The sequence below is a fragment of the Pseudomonas sp. TMW 2.1634 genome, assembly GCF_001703595.1.
Classification (GTDB): domain Bacteria; phylum Pseudomonadota; class Gammaproteobacteria; order Pseudomonadales; family Pseudomonadaceae; genus Aquipseudomonas; species Aquipseudomonas fragi.
The window spans coordinates 949,086-970,618 of record NZ_CP016849.1; the positions used below are offsets into that span (position 1 = coordinate 949,086).

A 21,533-nucleotide genomic window follows, 5' to 3' on the forward strand; every position below is an offset into this window, starting at 1 on the left:
CATGAGCACCCCCGCAGACAAACTGGCTGGCATCCTCGCTTTGGAGGAGGTTGAGACCCATGTGTTCAAAGGTGAAAGTCAGGACCTGCGATTGCCCCAGCTGTTTGGTGGGCAAGTCCTGGGGCAGGCGGCAATGGCGGTCAGCCGCACGGTAGCGGCAGACCGCATGCTGCATTCGCTGCACGGTTATTTTGTCCGGCCCGGGCGCGCGAATGCACCGGTCATGTATGAAGTCGAACCGGTCCAGGACGGGCGAGGCTTCAGCCGCAGGCGCCTGACCGCCTGGCAGCACGCCAGGGTCATTTTTATTGGCGACGCGGCGTTCCATGTCAGCGAGCAGGGCTTGCAGCACCAGGTGGCAATGCCGGAAGTGGCGGCGCCGGAGTCCCTGCCCGGTGAACTGGAGCTGCTGGCCGGCAACAAGCTGCTGATTGACCAGATCCGTTCCCGTTATGCGGTCGCCCGGGCGATTGATATTCGCCCGGTCGAGCGTATTGATCCCAGTGCGCCGGCACCACGCGCGCCTTCAAGGAGCTTCTGGTTCAAAGTCGGGGCATTGAGCAGCCGGGAGCGTAACCTGCATCGCAGTGTGCTGGCCTACGCCAGTGACATTGCCTTGCTGATCACGTCCCTGTTGCCCCATGGTGTTTCAGATATGCAGCCGGACATGAAAGTGGCGAGCCTGGATCATTCGCTGTGGTTTCACGCCGACTGTTTTGTCGATGACTGGTTGCTGTACTCAATGGACAGCCCCTGGAGCGGTGCGGGCAGGGGACTCTCCCGAGGGAGCATCTTTGACCGCACCGGCCGGTTGGTTGCATCGGTGATGCAAGAAGGCTTGATACGCAAGACGCCCCTTTGACGTGTGCCCCGCCCGAGGCGGTCAGGCTGATGGGCCGGTTTTCATCGCGCCGCGCAGATGGCTGAGGAACTGCTGCAGTTCTTTGCTGCGCGGGGCGCCTTTGCGCAAAATGATTCCGTAAGGCGCAAGCCCTTCGATAGCGTGTTGCTCAATGATGCTGATCAGCCCGGTACGGACGTGGTCATGAATCACGGCTTCGCTGAGCACCATGATCGCGTCCGTCAACTGCACCAGTTGCAGCATCGCCCAGATGGATGAGCATTCGATCGTCATGCCCGGCGGCAACATGTCCTGATCTGCCCACCAGCGCTCCAGGGCCTTTCTGCCGGGGCTTGCAGCAGGTTGCAGGAGCCATGTCCAGTTTTGCACCATCTGCTCTACCGGGATGGCTGGCTGCTCAAGCAGAGGATGGCCTGCGCGAACGGCAAACACCAGCCGGTCATTGCCCAGAGGCTCGAATTCAAACCGTGAGCGGTCCCCGGGCGCGCCCAGGCGGGCGATGGCCACGTCAAGACGCTCCTGCTCAAGCAGGTCGATCAGCAGGTCGCTGGTGTCGCTCATCATGCGGATCCCAAGCTGAGGAGAGGCCTTTTTCAGCGTTGCAATGGTCGCTACCACTTCATCCAGCGCGCTGCCCATGACCACGCCGATCGCCAAATGGCCATAGCCGCCCTGCGCCCGGGCGGTCAGGTCCTCCACACAGCGGTCAAGGCTGTTCAAGGCCGAGTGGGCAAACTTGAGCAGTTCCTCACCTACCGGCGTCGGCGTCATGCCGCGTGGCTGGCGGTCAAACAGGCTACAGCCAAATGCATCTTCGACTTCCTGCAGCATTCTGGTGAGGGTGGGCTGCGACATGTGCAGGGCTTCAGCGGCCCGGTGCAGGTTTTTGTGCGTGCCCAGCGTTACCAGCATGTACAGGTGGCGGTAGCGCAGGCGCTTGAACAGCCCCTGGGTTTTTGAACTGGTCGCCGCGGCATGGTCGGTCATGGAGAGTTCCGGCTTTTATTGTGATTTGTTTAAGGGTCGGGTTAAGCGATTCGGTTAATGAATCGATATTGGCATAATTTCCATTGGTCAAGCATCGCTGTTTTGATTAGGTTCGGTGCTGGCACCCAATTACAACAATGGGGTTTCTTCGATACCTCCAGCCGGAGCTAGACGCTATGCCTGCGCAAACTATGATCGACCTTTCACACCCTGGCATTTCTGCCCAAACCAGAAGTTTCCTGAACCAGCATCACCGCCTTTACATTGGCGGAGAGTGGGTTGAGCCCCGGGGTGGGGAGCGACGAAAAGTATTTGATCCTGCCACCGGGCGGGTGATTGCCGACGTGGCCGACGCCAGCCAGGTCGATGTGGAGCAGGCTATTGCTGCGGCTCGACAGTCATTCGACACGGGCGCCTGGCGCAGGCTTTCGGGATCGGAAAAGAGCAAGGTCCTGTGGCGCATTGGCGAGCTGATCGACCAGTACGCTCAAGAGCTCGCCGAGCTTGAGGTGCTGGACGAAGGATCGCCTTTTGCCATCGTCAAGAACGCCTATGTGAAGAACTCGGCGGAACATTTTCGTTACTACGCGGGCTGGTGCACCAAGCTCAATGGCCTCAGCGTACCTGTCGGCCTGCCCGGTGAGTGGCATGCCTATACCACTCACGAACCGGTTGGCGTTGTTGGCCAGATTATCCCCTGGAATGTGCCCTTGCTGATGGCGGCATGGAAGCTGGCGCCTGCATTGGCGGCGGGCTGCTCGATCATTCTCAAGCCGGCTGAAGACACGCCGCTTGCGGCATTGCGTCTGGCGGCCATTTGCGAAGAGGCCGGCCTGCCACCCGGAACACTTAACGTCGTCACCGGCGATGGGCGCTGTGGCGCCGCACTGGTGCAGAGCCCGCTGGTGGACAAAATTGCCTTCACCGGAAGCACGGCCACCGGCAAGGCAATCGCGGCCAGCGCGGCGGCGACCTTGAAGCGCGTGACCCTTGAGCTGGGCGGCAAAAGCCCGGTCATTGTGTTCCCGGACGCGGATTTGAAAACCGCCATACCCGGGGTGGCCCAGGCCGTCATGCTGAACAGCGGGCAGGCGTGTACGGCGGGCTCGCGGCTGTATATCCATGAAGACGTCTACGACGAAGTCATCCACGGTGTCGCCGAATTCATTTGCACAATGAAACTGGGCCACGGGCTCAACCCGGCCACTGATCTGGGCCCCTTGATTTCCGGGCGCCAGCAGGCGCGGGTCAGTGAACTGGTGCGCGCCGGGGTCGCCGAAGGTGCCAGCGTCATTTGCGGAGCCCGTGAAGCCGAGGGAGAGGGGTTCTTCTACCTGCCGACACTGCTGGCAAATGTGAAGCCGGGCATGACGGTCTACAACGAGGAAATTTTTGGCCCGGTGATTTCGGCCATGAAAATATCCAGCCAGAGCCTCGATGATCTGGCCCGTGAAGCGAACAACACCCAATACGGGCTGGCCGCCAGCATCTGGACGCAGAACGTGGGCCGTGCCCACGCACTGGCAGCCCGAATCCGTGCCGGGATTGTGTGGGTCAACAGTCACAACCAGATCGACCCTTCACTGCCGTTTGGCGGCTTCAAGGAGTCTGGCGTCGGTCGAGAAATGGGCCTCTGCGGGCTTGAGCACTACACCGAGACCAAGTCGGTGGCCGTACTGCTGGGCAACTGACGCAGGATTAGTGGCTGGCAGGTTCGGGTGGCAGCGGGCTTGCTCGCGATGCAGGTGATGCGGTCTTGGAGTTAAACCGCATCGGCCCGATCGCGGGCAAGCCCGCTGCCACAGGTAATGAGTATTCACATCATTCAGGGCTTGCCCGCGATCGAATTTAAAGCGCGAAAAACAACAACAGGTGCGCACATGCAATTTCAGCAAGACATCAGCGACGAAGTAGCGTCGCTCAACACCTCACGCCTGCCTTTCTGGTTCGCCATGCTCTTGGTGCTGCTGGCCGCGCCATTGCTGGCAGGGGGCATCTATCTGATGACGCTGGGGGGCTCCGGTTTTTATCTGTTCAGCGGCCTTATGCTGCTGGTATCGGCCATCGGTTTTTATCGGCGCAGCAGGCTGGGGGTGTGGGCTTATCTGCTGCTCACGGCCGCCACAGGGGTCTGGGCGTTCCAGGAGGTGGGCCTGCAATTCTGGCCTCTGGTGCCGCGCCTGGCCGGCATCCTTGCCATCCTCGTACCGGTCTGCCTGCTGGCGCCTGTGACAGGTTTTGGGCGGCGACGGATATGGCAGGGCCTGGCAGGGGTTTGCAGTGCCGTCCTGCTTGCCGGTTTTGCCGCCATGTTCTTTCCTCACGGTGTCATCAAGGGGGTAGCCCGAGCGCCTGTCGCCGTAACGACCCGCGACACTGCCAGCGACGGTAACTGGCAGCATATTGGCCGCACGCCAACCGGTACCCGTTTTGCCCCGCTGGAACAAATCACCCCCGACAATGTGTCGAACCTCGAAGTGGCCTGGACATTTCGAACGGGGGAAATGGCGCTGGTCGGCTCTGAAAACCAGAACACGCCCATTCAGGTGGGTGACACGCTGTTTATCTGTACGCCGTTGAATAAAGTCTTTGCCGTGAATGCCAACTCGGGCGAGGAGATCTGGCGTTTTGACGCCAAGGTTGAAAATCACAACGTCTGGAACCGTTGCCGCGGGGTCAGTTATTACGACGCAACCCAGGCCGCAGACACGGTCAAAGCCTCTGCAACAACGGTACAGGACTGCCCGCAGCGGGTGTTCCTGTCGACACTCGATTCCCGGCTGATTGCGCTGGATGCCAGCACCGGCCAGGCATGCCGCAGTTTTGGCGATAACGGGCAAGTCAATCTTCAGCAGGGCATGGGCGAGGTCAAGCCCACGTACTACATGGGCACTTCTCCCGTCACGGTGGCCGGCAACCTGCTGATCGTCGGCGGCTGGGTGTATGACAACCTCGAGACCAACGAGCCTTCCGGTGTCATCCGCGCCTTCGATGCCACGTCTGGCGATCTGGTCTGGGCGTGGGACCTGGGTAACCCGGACATTACCCGCCATCCCCCTGAAGGGCAGACCTACACCCGCGGTACGCCGAACATGTGGTCGACGGCGGCCTACGATGCAGAACGGGGCCTGGTCTACATTCCGCTGGGCAACTCGACGCCCGATTACTGGGGTGGCCACCGTTCGGATGCGAGCAATCACTATGCATCGTCGGTGGTTGCGCTGGACTACAAAACCGGCCGCGAGCGTTGGGCTTATCAAACCGTCCATCATGATATCTGGGACTACGACATCCCGGCCCAACCGGCGCTGTATGACGTACCGGATGGCAAAGGCGGAACACTGCCGGCGCTGATCCAGGTCACCAAGACCGGCAATATCTTTATGCTCAACCGCGAGACCGGTGAGCCGATAGCCGCTGTTGAAGAACGGCCCGTCCCCCAACAGGAACTGGCCGGGGACAAGACGGCGCCGACCCAGCCGTTCTCCGTGGGCATGCCTTACATCGGGCAGCAGCGGTTGACCGAAGCGGATATGTGGGGTGCGACGATTTACGATCAGATGCTGTGCCGCATCCAGTTCAAGTCACTGCGCTATGACGGGCTCTACACACCGCCGGGGGTGACAGCGAGCTTGCAGCATCCGGGCAATTTCGGTGGCATGAACTGGGGCGGTGTTTCGATCAATGAGGACACGGGAGTCATGATCGTCAATGACATTCGCATCCCCCTGAACATTCAACTGATCCCCAGTGAGCATCTGCTGATCAAGAACGATGGCAAGCCACATTCGGAGTTTGCCCCGCAGCGGGGTACGCCGTTTGCGGTCAGGAACTCATCCTTTATCTCCGCCATCGACGTGCCGTGCCAGGCGCCGCCCTACGGAACGATCACCGGGATTGATCTCAAGACCCGCGAAGTCATGTGGCAAGTCCCTGCCGGTACCCTGGCCGATACCGCCATTGGCGGGGTGAAGGTCAATGCGCCGTTGCCAATTGGCATGCCGACGCTGGGCGGCTCACTGGCCACGCGCTCCGGCCTGGTGTTTTTTGCCGGGACACAGGATTACTTTCTGCGGGCTTTCAACCAGGATACCGGCGAAGAAATCTGGAAGGGACGGCTGCCTGTCGGGGCTCAGGCGACCCCCATGACCTTTATATCCCCCTCATCCCGTCGGCAATTTGTGGTTGTCAGTGCCGGGGGCGCCAGAAGCTCGGCTGACCGGGGCGACTATCTGATTGCGTATGCCTTGCCCAAGGGCAAGTAGACCCTTTTCTACAGCAGGCTGGTGCAACGCCAGCCTGCTTTGCTTGATCCCATAAAGGCCATTTACCGATTGCCAGCCAGACCTAGGCCGTTCATATGGGCATGCCCATGCTGCCCGATTATGGAATCAAAAGATGAAATGATTGGAAAACCCTCAGGTTAATCAATCTTTTGATCTTGAATATACTGCGCTTCAGCCAACTTGATCCCTTCGCGATACACCCACCCTTTCTTAATTAAATCAGGGGCGCCGTCACTCGAAGCGAGCCCGTGTTTGTTTGTGGGTTAGCAAGTTGCCCTTAGCCTTGTCTTGATAAAAACGCCCGGTGTTCGTTGCCTGGAGCACTGGCGCGTGTCTGGAGTTTATATGTTGAAGCCGTCACGCCTTATGGTTGGACTATTGCCCTTGTCGGCACTGGTACTGGCCGCGTGCAAGCCCGCAGAACCCATAACGGAGCACGCTCCCGGGGTAAAAGTGGGTTATTACACCCTCGAAGAAACGCCCCTGACACTGGCAACCGACTTGCCGGGGCGTACGTCAGCCTATCGGGTTGCCGAGGTGCGCCCGCAGGTGGCCGGAATTCTTGAGCGCCGGCTGTTCACCGAAGGCAGCGAGGTCAAGCAGGGCCAGCCTTTGTATCAGATCGATGCACGCACCTATGTGGCACAGCAGTCCCGTGCAGCAGCCAATCTGCGCAGCGCGCGCAACCTGGCTGAACGCTACGAGCGCCTGCTCAAGGCCCGCGCCGTGAGCCAGCAGCAATATGACGATGCCGTGGCGGCCTGGAAACAGGCGGCAGCCGACAAGCAGCTGGCGGATATCAATGTGCAATACACCCGGGTGCTGGCGCCTATTTCAGGGCGCATCGGGCGCTCGGCCATGACCGAAGGCGCACTGGTCACCGACAGCCAGAATGCGGCCATGGCGACGGTCAATCAGCTGGACCCGATTTACGTCGACGTGACACAGCCCATTACCCGGATTCTGCAACTCAAGCGTGCCCTGAAGGCTGGCGACCTGAAAAACGCGGGCACAGATCAGGCAGAAGTCACCCTGACCCTGGACGATGGCAGTGCCTATCCGCTGACGGGCCATCTGAAGTTCTCGGAAGTCAGCGTCGACCAGGGCACGGGCTCGGTGACATTGCGCGCGGTATTTCCCAACCCCGACCGCGCCTTGTTGCCCGGTATGTTCGTACACGCCCGGGTAAAGGAGGGCGTACGCGAGAAGGCCGTGCTGGTGCCGCAGCAGGCGATTATCCGTGACAGCCGTGGCGTGGCCACTGCCTGGGTGATTACCGCCGGCAACCATGTCGAGCAACGTGATGTGCAAACCGTGCGCACTGTCGGTAATGCCTGGCTGGTGGAGTCCGGCGTGCTGGCGGGTGAGCGCGTGATTACCCAGGGGTTGCAGCACGTGCAGGCTGACTCTCTGGTAGACGCCCAGCCTGCGACCAACATTGAACTGAAAGCAGCCTTTACTGCTAATTGAGAGGTTGCCTATGTCACGCTTTTTCATCGACAGGCCTGTCTTTGCCTGGGTACTGGCCCTGGCAATCATGCTGGCCGGCGCGTTGGCCATACGCAGTTTGCCGGTCAATCAATATCCGAATATCGCGGCCCCGGCGGTCATGATTACCGTGACCTACCCGGGGGCATCCGCCCAGACGGTTCAGGACACGGTGCTGCAGGTTATCGAACAGCAACTCAATGGCCTGGATGGTTTGCGCTATATCAGCTCGGCGGCCAACAGTGATGGCAGCGTCGAAATCATCGTGACCTTCGATCAGGGGATAAATCCTGATATCGCCCAGGTTCAGGTGCAAAACAAGCTGCAACTGGCCACGCCCAATCTTCCCCAGGAAGTACAGCGCCAGGGTATTCGGGTGGTCAAGTATCAGGCCAACTTCATGCTGCTGGTGGGGCTGGTGTCTACGGACGGCAAGTTGAACTATGGCGACCTGGGCAACCTTATCGTGTCCAACTTCCAGGACCCGTTGTCCCGCACCCAGGGCGTGGGGGATTTCTTCGTCTTCGGTTTTCAGAATGCCATGCGCATCTGGCTGGATCCGGCGAAGCTCAATAGCTACCACTTGATGCCCAAGGATGTGGTCGACGCCATTGCTGCGCAAAACGTGCAGGTGTCTTCCGGCTCGGTCGGCGGTTTGCCCACGCGCAAAGGGGTGCAACTCAGCGCGACGGTCATTGGCAAAACGCGCCTGAACTCGGCGGACGAGTTCAAGGAGATTCTGGTCAAGGTTCAGCCCGACGGTTCGCAAATACGCCTGAAAGATATCGGCGAGGTGGTGCTGGGCAACGAGACCTATTCCTACGACGTCAATTACAACGGCAAGCCCGCTGCCGGCATTGCCCTGCGCCTGGCGACGGGGGCCAACATGCTGGAGGCGGTCGAGCGGGTGAAAACCACCGTGGACAGTCTCAAGCCGTTCTTGCCGCCGGGTGTGGAGGTGGTCTATCCCTACGATACGAGCCCGTCGGTAAAGGCGTCCATTGATTCGGTCGTGCACACCCTGTTCGAAGCCATCGTGCTGGTGTTCCTGGTGATGTTTGTGTTCTTGCAGAACTTTCGCGCCACCCTGATTCCGACCCTGGCGGTGCCGGTGGTGTTGCTGGGCACCTTCGGAGTGCTCTACGCCTTTGGCTTTACGATCAACGTGATGACCATGTTCGCGATGGTGCTGGCAATCGGTTTGCTGGTTGACGATGCCATCGTGGTGGTTGAAAACGTGGAACGCTTGATGGCCGAGGAAAACCTGTCGCCGCGTGAAGCCACTGGCAAGTCGATGGGGCAGATTTCGGGCGCCCTGGTGGGGATTGGCCTGGTGATCAGTGCGGTATTTATGCCTATGGCCTTTTTCGGCGGCTCGGCCGGCATCATCTATCGTCAGTTTTCGGTCACGATCATTACCGCGATGGGGCTGTCCGTACTGGTCGCCCTGACTTTCACCCCGGCGCTCTGCGCCACACTGCTCAAGGCCCACGCCGGGCATGGCGGCAAAAAGCACAAAGGCTTCTTTGTTTGGTTCAACAGGACCTTCGAGCGCAGTACGGTTGCCTATGAAGGCGTTGTCTCGGGCATTTTGCGCAACCCCAAGCGTACCTTTGTGCTGTATTGCCTGCTGCTGGCCGGCGTGGCCATGATGTTTCGTGACTTGCCGACGGCGTTTCTGCCCGATGAAGATCAGGGGCTGTTGATTGTGCAGATCCAGACACCGCCCAACAGCAGTGCCGAACGCACCGAGGCGGTGCTCAATCAGGTGCGCGACTACCTGCGTGACGATGAGCAGGGCGGGGTTGTCTCGGCGTTCTCCATCAGCGGTTTCAACTTTGCAGGCCGCGGGCAGAACTCGGCAGTGATCTGGGTGCGGCTCAAGGCCTTTGATGAGCGTAAATCCGCGGACGACTCGGCCTTTGCCATCTCCCGGCGCATCAGCGCGTTTGCCGCCACGATCCAGGATGCCAACGTCGTCTCAATCGTGCCACCGGCCATCATGGAGATGGGTAATGCCACCGGCTTTGACCTGTTCCTTCAGGACAACGGCGCACTGGGCCATAGCGCATTGATGCAGGCCCGGGATCAGTTGATGACACTCGCCGCCAAGGAGCCTGCGCTGGCCATTGTTCGGGCCAACGGCCTGGATGATGAAGCTCAATACCAGGTCACCATCGATGACGAAAAGGCCCGCGCGCTGCAAGTCTCCATCGAGGCGATCGACGACACCATGTCGGTGGCCTGGGGCTCGACCTACGTCAATGACTTCATCGACAAGGGCCGCGTGAAAAAAGTCTATGTGCAAGGCGAAATGGACTCGCGAATTGCGCCGGAAGACTTCGACAAATGGTACGTGCGCAATGCTGCTGGCCAGATGGTGCCTTTTTCGGCCTTTGCCACCGGTTCGTGGATGTACGGCTCTCCCAAGCTGGAGCGTTACAGCGGGATTGCGTCTGTAGAACTGCTGGGCCAGCCGGCCGAGGGCTACAGCACGGGCGATGCAATGGCGGCCATCGAGCGTATTTCGGCGCAATTGCCCAATGGCTTCGGGGTGGCCTGGACGGGGTTGTCTTATGAAGAACGGGCCGCAGGTTCCCAGGCGACCCTGTTGTATGTGATGTCGCTGATCATCGTGTTCCTCTGCCTTGCAGCCATGTATGAAAGCTGGTCTGTGCCGGTAGCCGTCATGTTGGTGGTGCCGCTGGGTGTGCTCGGTGCAGTCGCCGCGGCCCTTGGTCGGGGCTTGTCCAATGATGTGTTCTTCCAGGTCGGCATGCTGACCACTATGGGGCTGGCAGCCAAAAACGCCATCCTGATCGTCGAGTTCGCCAAGGACCTGTACGAGAACCATGGTCGTGGCCTGGTAGAAGCCACCACGGAGGCAGCGCGGCAGCGTCTGCGGCCGATCATCATGACCTCCATCGCCTTTGTCATGGGTACCCTGCCACTGGCGCGGGCTTATGGGCCAGGCAGCGGCAGCCAGCACTCCATCGGCACCGCGGTGGTAGGTGGCACGCTGGCCGCGACTTTCCTGGCGATCTTTTTTGTGCCGCTGTTTTATGTGGCCGTAACCAGGCTGTTCAAGCCCGGGCAGCGTTGCGAACCGGTACAGGCCACCCGCGCAGGAGCCTCCCATGACCTTTAAGCCTCTGCTTTCAGTGCTGGCCATGACACTGGCCGGTTGTAGCCTGACCCCGGACTACCGGCGCCCGGAAGCGCCGATCCCGCAAGCCTATCCACAAGGTGGCGCGTATGCTGCGCCAGCCCCCCAACGGGCGGCGCTGATCGATGGGCAGGCGCTCTTCAACAGCCCCGCATTGCAGCAGTTGCTGGGCCTGGCGCTGGAGAACAACCGCGATTTGCGCAAGGCGCTGCTGAACGTCGCGGCCTATCGTGCGCAGTACCGTATCCAGGGCTCGGCGCTGCTCCCCGACATTGCCATTGATGGCGCGGCAGCACGCGCACGCACCCCGGCGGACCTGTCGTCCACCGGTGATCAGGTCACGGGTGCCGACAACAGCCTGCAAATTGGACTGACCCGCTATGAGCTGGACGTCTGGGGTCGCATTCGCAGCCTTGATCGCAGTGCCTTGCAGACCTATCTGGCCAGCGAAGAGACACAGCGCAGTGTCCGTATCGGGCTGGTGGCAGAGGTGGCAGTGGCCTACCTGACCTGGCAGACCGACCAGCAGTTGCTGGCGGTCACACGCTCGACGCTGGCGAACTATCAACACAATCTGCAGCTGATCCAGTCCAGCAACGCAGCGGGTACGGCGTCGGATCTGGACGTGCGCCAGGCGCGCACCCTGGTGTTCAGTGCTCAAGGCCAGGTGCAGGCTTACACCCGTCAGGTAGCCCAGGATGCCAATGGATTGCGTTTGTTGCTGGGCACGAATATTCCTGCACGTTTGCCGGTGGCTGATCTTGATGCTCGGACGCTAACGCCAATTCCTGCCGGGCTACCCGCCGACCTGCTCCGGCAAAGGCCCGATATCCGTGCCGCTGAGCATCAACTGCTGGCCGCCGACGCCAACATCGGTGCGGCGCGTGCAGCGTTCTTCCCCAGCATCACGCTGACGGCCGGGGCTGGCACGGCCAGTAGCCAGCTCAACGGTTTGTTTGACAGCGGATCGCAAAGCTGGAGTTTCATTCCACAGATCCATCTGCCCATTTTCACGGGGGGCAGGCTTGGGGCCAGCCTGGATTACGCCAAGATCCAGCAAGAGATCGGCGTGGTCAATTACGAGCAGGTCATCCAGTCTGCGTTCCGTGAAGTGGCGGACGGTCTGGCAGCGATGGGCACCTGGGATGCGCAGCTCAAGAGCCAGCAAGACCTGGTGCGGGCCAGCGATGAATACACCCGGATGGCGCTGCAGCGGTATGACGAAGGGGTCGACAATTACCTGACCTTGCTCGATGCGCAGCGCCAGTTGCTGTCTGCGCGCCAGAAGCTGCTGAGCGATCAGTTGGCCAAATGGTGCGCGCACATACAGCTGTACAAGGCGTTGGGGGGAGGGTGGACTGAAAAACGCGCCTGAGGGTTTTAACCGCGATCAATGCGCCTCCAGGTGAGGCGCATTTTTGTGTGCGCGGGGTTATTGCTTATGCGCCATTGACCCTTGCCCATTGCTGTATGATTTTGCGGATATGCAATCAGAAATCCTTACACTTCAGCCCTGGAAGCCATAATGACTGCAAACCCGTTTGACGGTATTCGTGAGTTCGTTGCCTCGGCTCAGTCCTTGAGTTTCACCGCGGCGGCACTCGAACTCGGGGTCACCAGTTCGGCGGTGGGCAAAAGCGTCACCCGGCTTGAAGCTCGCCTGGGCGTCAAGCTCCTGCACCGCACCACGCGACGCCTGATCCTCACCTCCGAAGGTGAAGCCTACCTGGCCAGTTGCCTGCGTGTGCTGGATGAGCTGGCCGAGACCCAGGGGTTCTTGACCACCGGGCAGCAGGAGCCTATCGGTCGGCTGCGCATAGACCTGCCGGCCGCCTTTGGCCGACGACATATTTTGCCGACCCTGATCGATATGGCTGTGCGCTATCAACAGCTCGATCTGTCCGTGAGTTTCAGTGAGCGGCTGGTGGATATCGTCAACGATGGTATCGACCTTGTGGTCCGGATCGGCAACTTGAAGGATGACGCAGAAATCGTCGCCCGCAAGCTGGGCAGTCAATGCCTGTTGATTTGCGCGACGCCCGGGTATTTGCAAGAACACGGCACGCCTCAAACCCCTGAAGACCTTTTGCACCACGATTGCATTGTTGGCTGGCGCAACGGCACCCGTAAAACCTGGATGCTGATTGACGAGAAGGGGCAGACCCATGAGCACGAAGTACGGGTCAAGCACGAGATGGGGGACGGGGAAATGCTGCTGGACATGACGCTGGCCGGGGGCGGGCTGGCGCAACTGCCTACCTGGCTGGTGCAGACGCATATCCGGGAAGGTCTACTGGTGCCGGTGCTGGACACTTTTGCAGGCGCCGAAATGCCCATCCATGTGATTTGGCCACGCACGCGCTATATACAACCCAAAATCAGGATGGTCGTGGATGAGCTGTTGGCATTGGCCCAGCGTGATGCAGGCATTTTCCGGCCTGATCAGGGCGACCAGGCTGCGGATAAAGCCCGTTGACGGAAGTTGAGTACAAAACCAGCCTCGATCCAGCGCCCGTGGCTGGCTGTCAGTCAAACGTGGCTGGCTGCAAGCAGCCCATCGCCATGCCAACCAGGCTATCAAGGAATGCTGCGGATTCCATTTGTGCCGGCATATCATCCAGCACCGAGCGGATCACGCTGCGCAAGCCTTGCCCGAGCAAATAAGCCGCCAGGGCCGGGTGCTCGGTGTTGATCTCATGCTCGTACAGTCGCACCAGCGGCAACCAGGTGGCTTCGATGAACTCGCCTGTCGTCTGGTAGGGGCCGCGCCACTTGCCCAGGTGAAGGGCCGAGTGGTAACGCAAGTGAAAGGCCTTGTTCAATTTGAACAGTCGCGTTTCCACCCGAATGATGTTGGCCAGTATATCCCGCAACGCCAATTGCAAAGGCTTGCCGGTCAATTGCTCACGCATGCGCAAGAGCGTCTGGGTTTCTTCATCGAGAACACGCTCGTACAACAAGGCCACAATTGCATCCTTGCTGGGGAAGTACTGGTAGATGGAACCGACGGCGACCCCAGACAGCTCCGAGATAAGGGCGACGGTCAGCGATGCTTCGCCTTTTGCATCGAGTATTTGCAAGCACGCCTGTTCCACGGCGTCCACCAGCGCGCGCGAGCGTGACTGGCTCGGGCGCTTGCGTAGCGCGGGAAGCTGAGCCTGGGAAATGTTTGGGGCCATCGCGGTTTCATCGCCTTGGTTGTTTGCAAAAAGCCGAGCGGGCCATTTCACATGGCCCTGAATCTTGAATATAAACAAACAAAATCAATAACTTACCAAGGAAAGTTGTGCCTTGCGGAATGCGAATATCTGAACCTTGGCGACGTCAGTATGATCATTTTCGTCGATCAGACAACGTCCAAACGCGCAGCGATGCGCGCTACAGGATCGGATACTCCACACCTGCCGGGAGATTGCCCATGTCATCAGCTTTCACCGTCCGCCCCCTGGGGCCAAGTATTGGCGCCGAGGTACTTGATCTGGATCCCGCTTGCGTATTCTTGCCGGATACCCTGGCAGGGCTTGAAGCGGCACTTGTTCAACATGAAGCCCTGGTACTGCACGTCCCGGGCTTGAGGCCTGAGCAACACCTGGCGATTGCCAGGCATTTTGGCGAGCCGGAAGTCCACACGTTCTATCCCAATCTGGGCGAAGGCCTTGAGCAGATCACCGTGATTGATTCCAGGCAGGGTGACCGTGCCGATATGTGGCACCACGACGAAAGTTTTTTACCGAGCCCGCCCATCGTCACCATGACCCACGCGCACATCTTGCCGCCGGTGGGGGGCGACACCTGCTGGATCAGCATGACCACGGCGTATGACGCACTGTCAGAGCGCATGCAGCACTACCTTGAGGGCCTGAGTGCCTGGCACGACATGAACGGGCCGATGACCGCAGCGTTGCGCCAGAACGTGGTCAGTCACGAACGCTACCTGGAGGTGGTCAACATGAATCGTCGGCACTTGCATCCGCTGGTGATCAAACACCCGGTAACAGGTCGCAAGGCGCTGTATGTGAGCCCGACGTACACCACCTACATCGACGGCCTGGCCATCCCTGAAAGCGACGCGGTGCTTGCTTATTTACACGGCCATTGCCAGCAGGCGCATTTTGCCTTTCGCCATCGCTGGTCTGTCGGTGACATGGTGATCTGGGATAACCGCAGCGTACTTCACAACGCCATCCTTGATTATCAACCCCACCAGCGGCGCATGCAGCGTGCCTCTGTATTCGCTCGCCAGAGCATCCACGCGTGATTGAAGGGGACTATCCATGTTGCACGACAAACTGAACCAGGCGCTGTTGGCGCGCTTCACTCCCAAGCCGGGCCGGCATGCGCTGCTGCCCGAACTGAGCCCCCGCCAGACGCTTGCCCTGCTGTGCCGGGTGTTGTGTCGCGAAGGCTATAACGACCATATCGCCGGCCATATCACGGTGCGCCAGGACGACGGCACATACCTGGCCAACCCGTGGGAGCTGACGTGGGCAGAGGTGAGTGCTTCGGATATCGTGCGCCTCGATCATGCGGGCAAGGTGATTGAAGGAGAATGGAACATCACCCCGGCCATCAACTTGCATATGGACTTACATGCCGCACGGCATGATGTTCAGGTGGTGATCCATAATCACCCGCAATGGGGATCGGTGTGGTCGGCGGCGGGGCGCATTCCGCCGGTCTACGACCAGACATCGGCCCTGGTTGACACCGACCCGGTGCTCTATGACGAGTACCGCGGCACGGTTGAAGACGGCGAATTGGGGCGTGCCGTGGTGAACGCACTGGGCCCCAACAAGTGGGCGTTGCTTGCCAACCACGGTGTGCTGGTGGTGGGTAACGGTATACGCCAGGCGCATTTGCGTGCGATCACCCTGGAGTGGCGCAGCCGTCTGGCCTGGCATGTAGAGGCACTCGGAGGCGGTTCGCCGTTGCCCGATCAAGTGGTGCTTGCCACCGGCAAGCGCACTGACGCCAACGGGTTCCCGTTCTTGTGGGAGGCTATGGCCCGGGAAGAAATCCGCCGCGATCCGGGGGTGCTTGAGTAAGCGTTTGGTTAACCTTGGGCGCCGGCACAACAGGCGCAAATGCCGTCGCCCACAGCCGTTGGCCCAGGAGCCGTACAATGGCGGCCCGGGCGGAACCTTTCAGACGCGCATCAAAATAGTGCCCATCGCTTGCCGGGATCCCAGTCGCAAGTAGGCTTCGGCGTATTGATCCATGTGGAAAAGGCTGTCTATCGAGGGCCGAAGAGCGCCATTGCCAATATTCTTCTGGATAGCCGTCAGTGCGTGGGCGACATCAGCATCTGTCTCCAGCCAGGCGTCATAGCCCAGGATGCGTTTTTCGTGGATAACCACGTCAGCGACGTCGATGCTGGCCGTCATGCCGCCTGCGAAGCCTATCGAAACGACTGCACCCCGTGTGCCCACGGCACTGAGCAGTTGGCCCATCAGCGTGCCGCCGACCACATCGAATGCCAGTTGCGCGCCCTCACCATCGGTTGCTTCCAGTACCGCGTCCTTCAGCGTCCGGGCTGACAGATCAATCACCGTCGATGCGCCGGAGCGGAGCGCTTGCCCGGCTTTCACCGCATTGGAAACGATCCCGATGGCCCGCGCGCCCATGGCCACAGCGGTCTGGATCAGGGCATGGCCGAGCGCGCCAGAGGCACCGGAAATCAACACGACCTGACCTGGCTGTACGCGGCCCACTCGCGTCATCGCCTGATGGGCGGTGACGTAGTTGATTGGCAGCGCAGCACCTTCATCCAGGGTGAAGTCGTCCGGCAGCTGGATAATCCGTTTGTTCTCCACCAGTACCCATTGCTGCTGCAATCCATCCTCGGTGATGCCCAGTTGGCCACCGCCGAAAATGGCGACCCGGGTTCCACGGTTGAACTGCTCACTCTGTTCAACGATCCCCGAACCATCATTGCTCAGCACGACAGGTGCCCTGGCCGTGCTGACGATACCTGCACTCACCTGGCCGGAAAGCGGGTTGACGGTGGCTGCATGTACTTTCACCAGCGTATGGCCGGGCTTCATCTGCGGGATGGAGCGCTCTTCAATGGCCATTTTAGGCTTTGGCCCGAATTGGCTGACTACAAGCGCTTTCATGGCAATGCCTTTGCCGGGCTACCCAGCAGTGGCAGTTTCGCCAGCATGTTCTTCAGTGCCAGTGCATCCCAGGGCAGATGCTCCGCCACACCGAGCCCGACCACATCCACAGCCCCGGCGACGTCACCCAGCAGGCGAACGACTTGATCGATGGTCATTTTGCCCTGGGCTATGCCAGCGAATGCATCCGCTGGAGCGTCCGGCCTTGAGAACAGCAATGAGCGGAAAAACGCCGGATCAAGCACATCCAGATCCAGATGAATCGCCAGATGCCTGGCCCCCGTCTCCTTGAGCCATTCAAGCACTGGCGCACTGGAGTCTGCCAGGTCACCCGGGCTGGCACTGCGCAGGCCCAGTCGCCGGATCAGGTCGGTCTCCACGTCCAGGGTTTCCTGCAGCCCGGCATACATGACGTTGGCCGGTTTGATCGGGCGTTTGACCGCACTGGCAAAATCCCCGTCACCCAGCCCCAGCAGATTGCCCAGCACGCCGGCATGGGCGTGTTCAAACTCCTTGGGAGTGAGTACATCGGGATGCGCATCGACCCATAGCACGACCAGATCCCCCTCGTAGCGCTCATTGAGGTAGGCGAACGGGGCGAGGTCCACCAGGCAGTCGCCTCCCAAGACCACCAGGCGATCGGGCTGGTGTTTTTCGATCAGGTGCTGGGCATGGTCCAGTTGATCAAGCAGCGCACCGCGCCCGACGATACCGTTTTCAATGTGCAGCGACTGACCGTCAGGCCTGGCCACATTGACGTGTTCGACCGGGCCGTTGGCCTCAGGTGCCAGCCAGGACAGAAGTTGTGCGCCGAAAAAGTAAGGGGCATTGTTGCCGCCTTGCCACTGAGGGAACACAAGGCGCAGTGTTTTATCGCAGTTGTTAACCATTGAAATCACCAGGAAGGAGGCGGTTAAAGTGTGGCGATGGTGAACTTTTGGGGGCGGGGGCGCATTGCTCGGCGTGCCAAGTGCTTTGCTCAGAATGCCAGATGCACTCTGTACTGGCGCAGCATTTGCTGGGGAGAGAGGCCATAAGCCTGTTTGAAGGCCCGGCTGAAATGGGAAAGGTTGGTGAAGCCGAAGCTCAAGGCAACCTGGCTCACCTGTTTGACCTGGCCTTTGATCAAGACGGCATGGCTTGCCGACAAACGCTGCTGCCACAACCAGCGAATAACCGTGGTCCCCTCGGCTGCAAACAGACGGTTCAGCGTCCTTGGCGATACATGGACGGCTGCGCTGATGCTTTGCACCGTCAAGTCTGTTTGATCGAGGTTGCGCAGAAGAAACTGCTTCACCTTCTCGACTTGCCTGTCACGGTGTGATGTCTGCTCGATCGTCGCTGAACCATAAGCGGCTTCGAAGGCGCTCGACAGCACATCGAGGCATGCGCCGTTAAGCTGCTCTCCCAGGGTGTCAGGCACAGGTTGAGCCTTCCATGCTTCGGTCAACAGGGTTGTTGCGAGGCTGCCGAGGGTGGACGTGCTCTCCAGCGTGCGGTTCAAAAAGTGCGCGTGACCCGGTATGTGAAGTTCCAGCAGCGTACGCGGTACGGCGAGGACGATCTGATCATCGCCCGCGGGAAACGTACAGGTGTACGGTCGTGCGCTGTCAAACAGAACAATGTCCCCGGGGCGTTGTTGCGATACCCGGTTGCATTGACTGACATAGGCATTGGGGCAAAGCGACAGGGCAATAAAGTACTGATCGCTACCATCATCTCGCGGGTCACGTTCGTACTGTATGGGGTGCGATTTTATTCGGCTGTAGGACACGCCGCCCTTCATGGTGACGTCTAAGCGCCCATCGAATGGCTCGTCTGCCAGCTGGCGGTTGGTCGTGGGTACGAATGTAGAGCAGACGACATCCTGCCAATAGTCAAAACGCTCTTTCGTCTTGAGAGCGCTTGTGGGGTACACAATGGCCATTTCAGTCGCTACCTGATCAGTCAAAGGCTCTCCGGATCCCCAAAAAACATTTTGACTGGGCTCTAGAGCAATACTTTCAGGCAGAAAAATTCCAAATATGCCCCCAGTTTTGCCCCCAGTTGCGCGTAGTGCGCGGGCGATCGCGATTGGCGATTTCTGAGGCGGAGCAGGGTGGCTAACGACTGTGGATTCGACCGGTCGATGCAACAGATTGGCCAGTGGCAACCGACTGAAATCGACCCTCAACAGCCACCGGGGTTGGTGAAACTTCAATGGTGCCTTCCAGAACCGTTTCGGACATCGGCTGCAACTTGTAGCCGGGTGTGTGCCCATAATCCATGCAATGTGAGAGGGCGCGGTTGCCTCTAGCTCATCCCTTGCTCTCAGGAAACATGCATCCGCCCCTGCGGACCAGAGCCTTCAACTCTTCGCTCACCTGCGTGGGGTCTTGAGTTAAACGGGTCACGAACTCCTCAAGGTCCCGTGCGTACGACTTCGAATCGTGCTTCGCGCTCCAAAGAACGATGTTGAGCACGATGGGGATGAGGTCCAGGCCTTTCTCTGTCAGCGTATAGAAATCCTTGCGCCTGTCGTCGGGGTTGGGGGCCTTCGAGAGAACTCCTTGTCCTTCAAGGAAGGCGAGGCGGGACGCAAGGACATTGGACGCGATACCTTCTTCCGACTTCAGGAACTGGCCATAGGTCTTCTTACCCGCAAAAACGATGTCGCGAATGATCAAGAGCGACCATCGGTCGCCGAAGATCTCCACGCCATAGTTCACTGCGCAATGGGACCGAATGTCTTCTTTAGATGTGGTTTTCATGGGGGGATCTTAACATCACTTGCATGGTGCAAGTAAACTCCTGTTATTCGCTTGCGCTTTGCAAGTGAAGCGACCAGCATGGTTAGGACATTGAACGCGAATACTCAGCCGTAAAGGAGATCCCCGTGTACGACACAACCAAGTTATCCGAGTTGCTCCGGTTCGCACGCGTGGATGCAGGCTCCACCGTCATCGACGTTTACCCAGGCGACGGCGAATGGACCCGTCTGTTCTCCGACACCGTGGGGCCAAAAGGGCGGGTCTACAGCTTTGTGCCAGCCGAAGTCGCCCACTTCAAGAACGATCCGCTCGGCAGCATGCAGGCGCTCGCGAAGGAGGCGGGCCGGGAGAATGTCGAAGCCGTCTCCGCCGACCTGACCGCGATGCCGGAGGTCACGCAACCGGCGGATGTCCTGTGGCTGCACCTGTTCTACCACGATCTCCACACTGATCTGATGAAGGCGAGGGGCGCCACGGCCGCCGACTTCAATCGAGCCGTCTTTGAGCGGCTGAAGCCTGGTGGGGCCTACGTCATCATCGACCACGCCGCCGCCATCGGGACGGGCGCGAGCAATGCCCAGTCACTGCATCGGATTGAGCCCGCATCCGTTCACAAGGAGGTGGAAGCGGCCGGTTTTGTACTGGACGCGCAAAGCACTTTGCTCGCGAACAAGGACGATCCACACTCGATCAAGGCGTTCGATCCCGCCATCAAGGGCGAGACAGATCGCTTCGTCTATCGGTTCGTGAAGCCCTGACAGGTCACGACGCCGTCTTCATGGGAAGGGGTCGGTAGTAGCAGTCGACCAGGTGGCTTGGACAAGGCCATTCTGGTCGCGAGGTTTCTGATCTCGGGAAAGATACATCCGCGATTGCGGACCAGCGCCTTCACCTCTTTGTCGACCTGCCAGGGGCTTCGATGTAGTCGAGCCACCACCCTCATGATCAAGAGCGACCACCGGTCGCCGAAGATCTCCACGCCATAGTTCACTGCGCCGATGGAACCGAATGTCTTCTTTAGATATTGATTTCATAGGTGATTCTTAACATTGCTTGCATAACGAAAGTAAATTTCTGCAATTCACTTGCTTTTTGCAAGTGAGGCGATCAGCATGGTTCGCAGGTTGAACGCAGTCACCGGATCACGCCGGCAGTCCTTGAATGGTCAACCCATATCTGTAAGGAAACTGCACATGAGCACTATCAGCATCATCGGCTCAGGTGGCATGGCCGCAGCGATCGGCGGCCTTGCCGCCAAAGCCGGACACACCGTCGAGGTGATGAGTCGTGACGCCACCAAGGCGCGGGCGCTGGCCGAGCAGATCGGAGCTGGCGCGACGACAGGAACGTTCGGCACCGCCCCGGCCGGGGATATTGTGATCCTGGCGGTTCCCTATTCAGCGGTTCTCGAGGTGGTGACGCAGTACGGCGAAGAATTGGCAGGCAAGCTTCTTGTCGACATTACCAACCCCGTCGCCCCTGACTTCAAAAGCTTTGTGACCCCTGAGGACAGTTTCGGCGCGCAGGAAATCGCCAAAGCTGCGCCAGCCGGCGCCGAAGTCATCAAGGCGTTCAACACCCATTTCTCCCACGTCCTGGCTGCCGGTCCTGTCGAAGGCCACTCGCTGGGCGTGTTCATCGCTGGAGACGACGCGCAGGCGAAGGGACGTGTCTCGGCGTTCGTCGAAGGTCTCGGGCTGCGGCCGTTTGACGTTGGGCTACTGCCCATGGCGCGGACGCTGGAGCACGTCTGCCTGCTGTCGCTGGGTCTCATGACCCACTCCGTCAAGCACACCAGGTTCTCAATCGGCGTCAGCTTTCTCGGCTGAGTGCACTCGCATAACTTTTCGCATCACATCACTTACAAGGAACACCAAC

The 21,533-nt window shown here is 59.7% G+C and carries 17 protein-coding genes; 11 read left to right on the forward strand and 6 right to left on the reverse strand.

Translation table 11 applies throughout. The annotated features are described in order from the left end of the window. Position 1 precedes the first annotated feature (1 nt). A complete protein-coding gene (locus BFC21_RS04520) occupies positions 2–862 on the forward strand; it encodes an acyl-CoA thioesterase II (RefSeq protein WP_120265752.1) in 861 nt (286 codons plus the stop codon). 21 nt (positions 863–883) lie between these two features. On the opposite strand, the gene BFC21_RS04525 is transcribed toward BFC21_RS04520, so the two are convergent. Continuing rightward, positions 884–1,849 (reverse strand): LysR substrate-binding domain-containing protein, encoded by a 966-nt coding sequence (locus BFC21_RS04525; RefSeq protein ID WP_162939286.1) that lies wholly within the window; start codon positions 1,847–1,849, stop codon positions 884–886. A gap of 176 nt (positions 1,850–2,025) precedes the next feature. Here BFC21_RS04525 and BFC21_RS04530 point away from each other — a divergent pair, with 176 nt between their 5' ends. The 6 genes from BFC21_RS04530 (at position 2,026) to BFC21_RS04555 (ending at position 13,265) form a co-directional block, all read left to right on the forward strand. Beyond that, on the forward strand, positions 2,026–3,540 hold the full coding sequence (locus BFC21_RS04530) for an aldehyde dehydrogenase (protein ID WP_120265753.1): 1,515 nt from the start codon (positions 2,026–2,028) through the stop codon (positions 3,538–3,540). 189 nt (positions 3,541–3,729) lie between these two features. Further along, complete coding sequence (locus BFC21_RS04535) at positions 3,730–6,114, forward strand: membrane-bound PQQ-dependent dehydrogenase, glucose/quinate/shikimate family (RefSeq protein WP_120265754.1); 2,385 nt, start codon at positions 3,730–3,732, stop codon at positions 6,112–6,114. A gap of 366 nt (positions 6,115–6,480) precedes the next feature. After that, entirely contained in the window at positions 6,481–7,605 is a 1,125-nt protein-coding gene (locus BFC21_RS04540) for an efflux RND transporter periplasmic adaptor subunit (RefSeq protein ID WP_095004864.1), read from the forward strand. A gap of 10 nt (positions 7,606–7,615) precedes the next feature. Beyond that, positions 7,616–10,771 carry an efflux RND transporter permease subunit gene (locus BFC21_RS04545; protein ID WP_120265755.1) on the forward strand — a complete coding sequence of 1,052 codons (3,156 nt, stop codon included), beginning with the start codon at positions 7,616–7,618 and terminating at the stop codon, positions 10,769–10,771. Next, positions 10,761–12,164 (forward strand): efflux transporter outer membrane subunit, encoded by a 1,404-nt coding sequence (locus BFC21_RS04550; protein WP_095004866.1) that lies wholly within the window; start codon positions 10,761–10,763, stop codon positions 12,162–12,164. Before BFC21_RS04545 ends, BFC21_RS04550 begins: the two co-directional genes overlap by 11 nt. A 150-nt stretch (positions 12,165–12,314) precedes the next feature. After that, positions 12,315–13,265, forward strand: a complete 951-nt coding sequence (locus tag BFC21_RS04555) for a LysR family transcriptional regulator (protein WP_120265756.1) — start codon at positions 12,315–12,317, stop codon at positions 13,263–13,265. 49 nt (positions 13,266–13,314) lie between these two features. Here the strand turns inward: BFC21_RS04555 and BFC21_RS04560 are convergent, their stop codons facing one another. After that, positions 13,315–13,968 (reverse strand): TetR/AcrR family transcriptional regulator, encoded by a 654-nt coding sequence (locus BFC21_RS04560; protein ID WP_232462734.1) that lies wholly within the window; start codon positions 13,966–13,968, stop codon positions 13,315–13,317. A gap of 239 nt (positions 13,969–14,207) precedes the next feature. Here BFC21_RS04560 and BFC21_RS04565 point away from each other — a divergent pair, with 239 nt between their 5' ends. Beyond that, a complete protein-coding gene (locus BFC21_RS04565; protein ID WP_088377344.1) occupies positions 14,208–15,047 on the forward strand; it encodes a TauD/TfdA family dioxygenase in 840 nt (279 codons plus the stop codon). A gap of 16 nt (positions 15,048–15,063) precedes the next feature. Beyond that, a complete protein-coding gene (locus BFC21_RS04570; RefSeq protein ID WP_086797052.1) occupies positions 15,064–15,834 on the forward strand; it encodes a class II aldolase/adducin family protein in 771 nt (256 codons plus the stop codon). 99 nt (positions 15,835–15,933) lie between these two features. On the opposite strand, the gene BFC21_RS04575 is transcribed toward BFC21_RS04570, so the two are convergent. The 4 genes from BFC21_RS04575 to BFC21_RS04590 form a co-directional block, all read right to left on the reverse strand. After that, the gene (locus BFC21_RS04575; protein WP_120265757.1) at positions 15,934–16,905 is read right to left on the reverse strand and encodes a zinc-binding alcohol dehydrogenase family protein; all 972 of its coding nucleotides are present in this window, start codon (positions 16,903–16,905) and stop codon (positions 15,934–15,936) included. Continuing rightward, entirely contained in the window at positions 16,902–17,795 is an 894-nt protein-coding gene (locus BFC21_RS04580) for an arginase family protein (protein ID WP_120265758.1), read from the reverse strand. Before BFC21_RS04580 ends, BFC21_RS04575 begins: the two co-directional genes overlap by 4 nt. Before the next feature lie 89 nt (positions 17,796–17,884). Next, positions 17,885–18,856 (reverse strand): helix-turn-helix domain-containing protein, encoded by a 972-nt coding sequence (locus BFC21_RS04585; protein WP_371914933.1) that lies wholly within the window; start codon positions 18,854–18,856, stop codon positions 17,885–17,887. 346 nt (positions 18,857–19,202) lie between these two features. Then, the gene (locus tag BFC21_RS04590; RefSeq protein WP_070413436.1) at positions 19,203–19,655 is read right to left on the reverse strand and encodes a helix-turn-helix domain-containing protein; all 453 of its coding nucleotides are present in this window, start codon (positions 19,653–19,655) and stop codon (positions 19,203–19,205) included. Positions 19,656–19,780: 125 nt separating this feature from the next. Here BFC21_RS04590 and BFC21_RS04595 point away from each other — a divergent pair, with 125 nt between their 5' ends. Both BFC21_RS04595 and BFC21_RS04605 read left to right on the forward strand, forming a co-directional pair. Beyond that, entirely contained in the window at positions 19,781–20,413 is a 633-nt protein-coding gene (locus BFC21_RS04595; RefSeq protein WP_070413437.1) for a class I SAM-dependent methyltransferase, read from the forward strand. Positions 20,414–20,848: 435 nt separating this feature from the next. Then, on the forward strand, positions 20,849–21,484 hold the full coding sequence (locus BFC21_RS04605; RefSeq protein WP_070413438.1) for an NADPH-dependent F420 reductase: 636 nt from the start codon (positions 20,849–20,851) through the stop codon (positions 21,482–21,484). The last annotated feature ends 49 nt before the right edge of the window (positions 21,485–21,533 follow it).

Excerpts from the sequence above, each read along its gene's own strand:
- BFC21_RS04520 (WP_120265752.1), top strand. The coding sequence starts at position 2 with ATGAGCACCCCCGCAGACAAACTGGCTGGCATCCTCGCTTTGGAGGAG.
- BFC21_RS04525 (WP_162939286.1), bottom strand. The coding sequence starts at position 1,849 with ATGACCGACCATGCCGCGGCGACCAGTTCAAAAACCCAGGGGCTGTTC.
- BFC21_RS04530 (WP_120265753.1), top strand. The coding sequence starts at position 2,026 with ATGCCTGCGCAAACTATGATCGACCTTTCACACCCTGGCATTTCTGCC.
- BFC21_RS04535 (WP_120265754.1), top strand. The coding sequence starts at position 3,730 with ATGCAATTTCAGCAAGACATCAGCGACGAAGTAGCGTCGCTCAACACC.
- BFC21_RS04540 (WP_095004864.1), top strand. The coding sequence starts at position 6,481 with ATGTTGAAGCCGTCACGCCTTATGGTTGGACTATTGCCCTTGTCGGCA.
- BFC21_RS04545 (WP_120265755.1), top strand. The coding sequence starts at position 7,616 with ATGTCACGCTTTTTCATCGACAGGCCTGTCTTTGCCTGGGTACTGGCC.
- BFC21_RS04550 (WP_095004866.1), top strand. The coding sequence starts at position 10,761 with ATGACCTTTAAGCCTCTGCTTTCAGTGCTGGCCATGACACTGGCCGGT.
- BFC21_RS04555 (WP_120265756.1), top strand. The coding sequence starts at position 12,315 with ATGACTGCAAACCCGTTTGACGGTATTCGTGAGTTCGTTGCCTCGGCT.
- BFC21_RS04560 (WP_232462734.1), bottom strand. The coding sequence starts at position 13,968 with ATGGCCCCAAACATTTCCCAGGCTCAGCTTCCCGCGCTACGCAAGCGC.
- BFC21_RS04565 (WP_088377344.1), top strand. The coding sequence starts at position 14,208 with ATGTCATCAGCTTTCACCGTCCGCCCCCTGGGGCCAAGTATTGGCGCC.
- BFC21_RS04570 (WP_086797052.1), top strand. The coding sequence starts at position 15,064 with ATGTTGCACGACAAACTGAACCAGGCGCTGTTGGCGCGCTTCACTCCC.
- BFC21_RS04575 (WP_120265757.1), bottom strand. The coding sequence starts at position 16,905 with ATGAAAGCGCTTGTAGTCAGCCAATTCGGGCCAAAGCCTAAAATGGCC.
- BFC21_RS04580 (WP_120265758.1), bottom strand. The coding sequence starts at position 17,795 with ATGGTTAACAACTGCGATAAAACACTGCGCCTTGTGTTCCCTCAGTGG.
- BFC21_RS04590 (WP_070413436.1), bottom strand. The coding sequence starts at position 19,655 with ATGAAAACCACATCTAAAGAAGACATTCGGTCCCATTGCGCAGTGAAC.
- BFC21_RS04605 (WP_070413438.1), top strand. The coding sequence starts at position 20,849 with ATGAGCACTATCAGCATCATCGGCTCAGGTGGCATGGCCGCAGCGATC.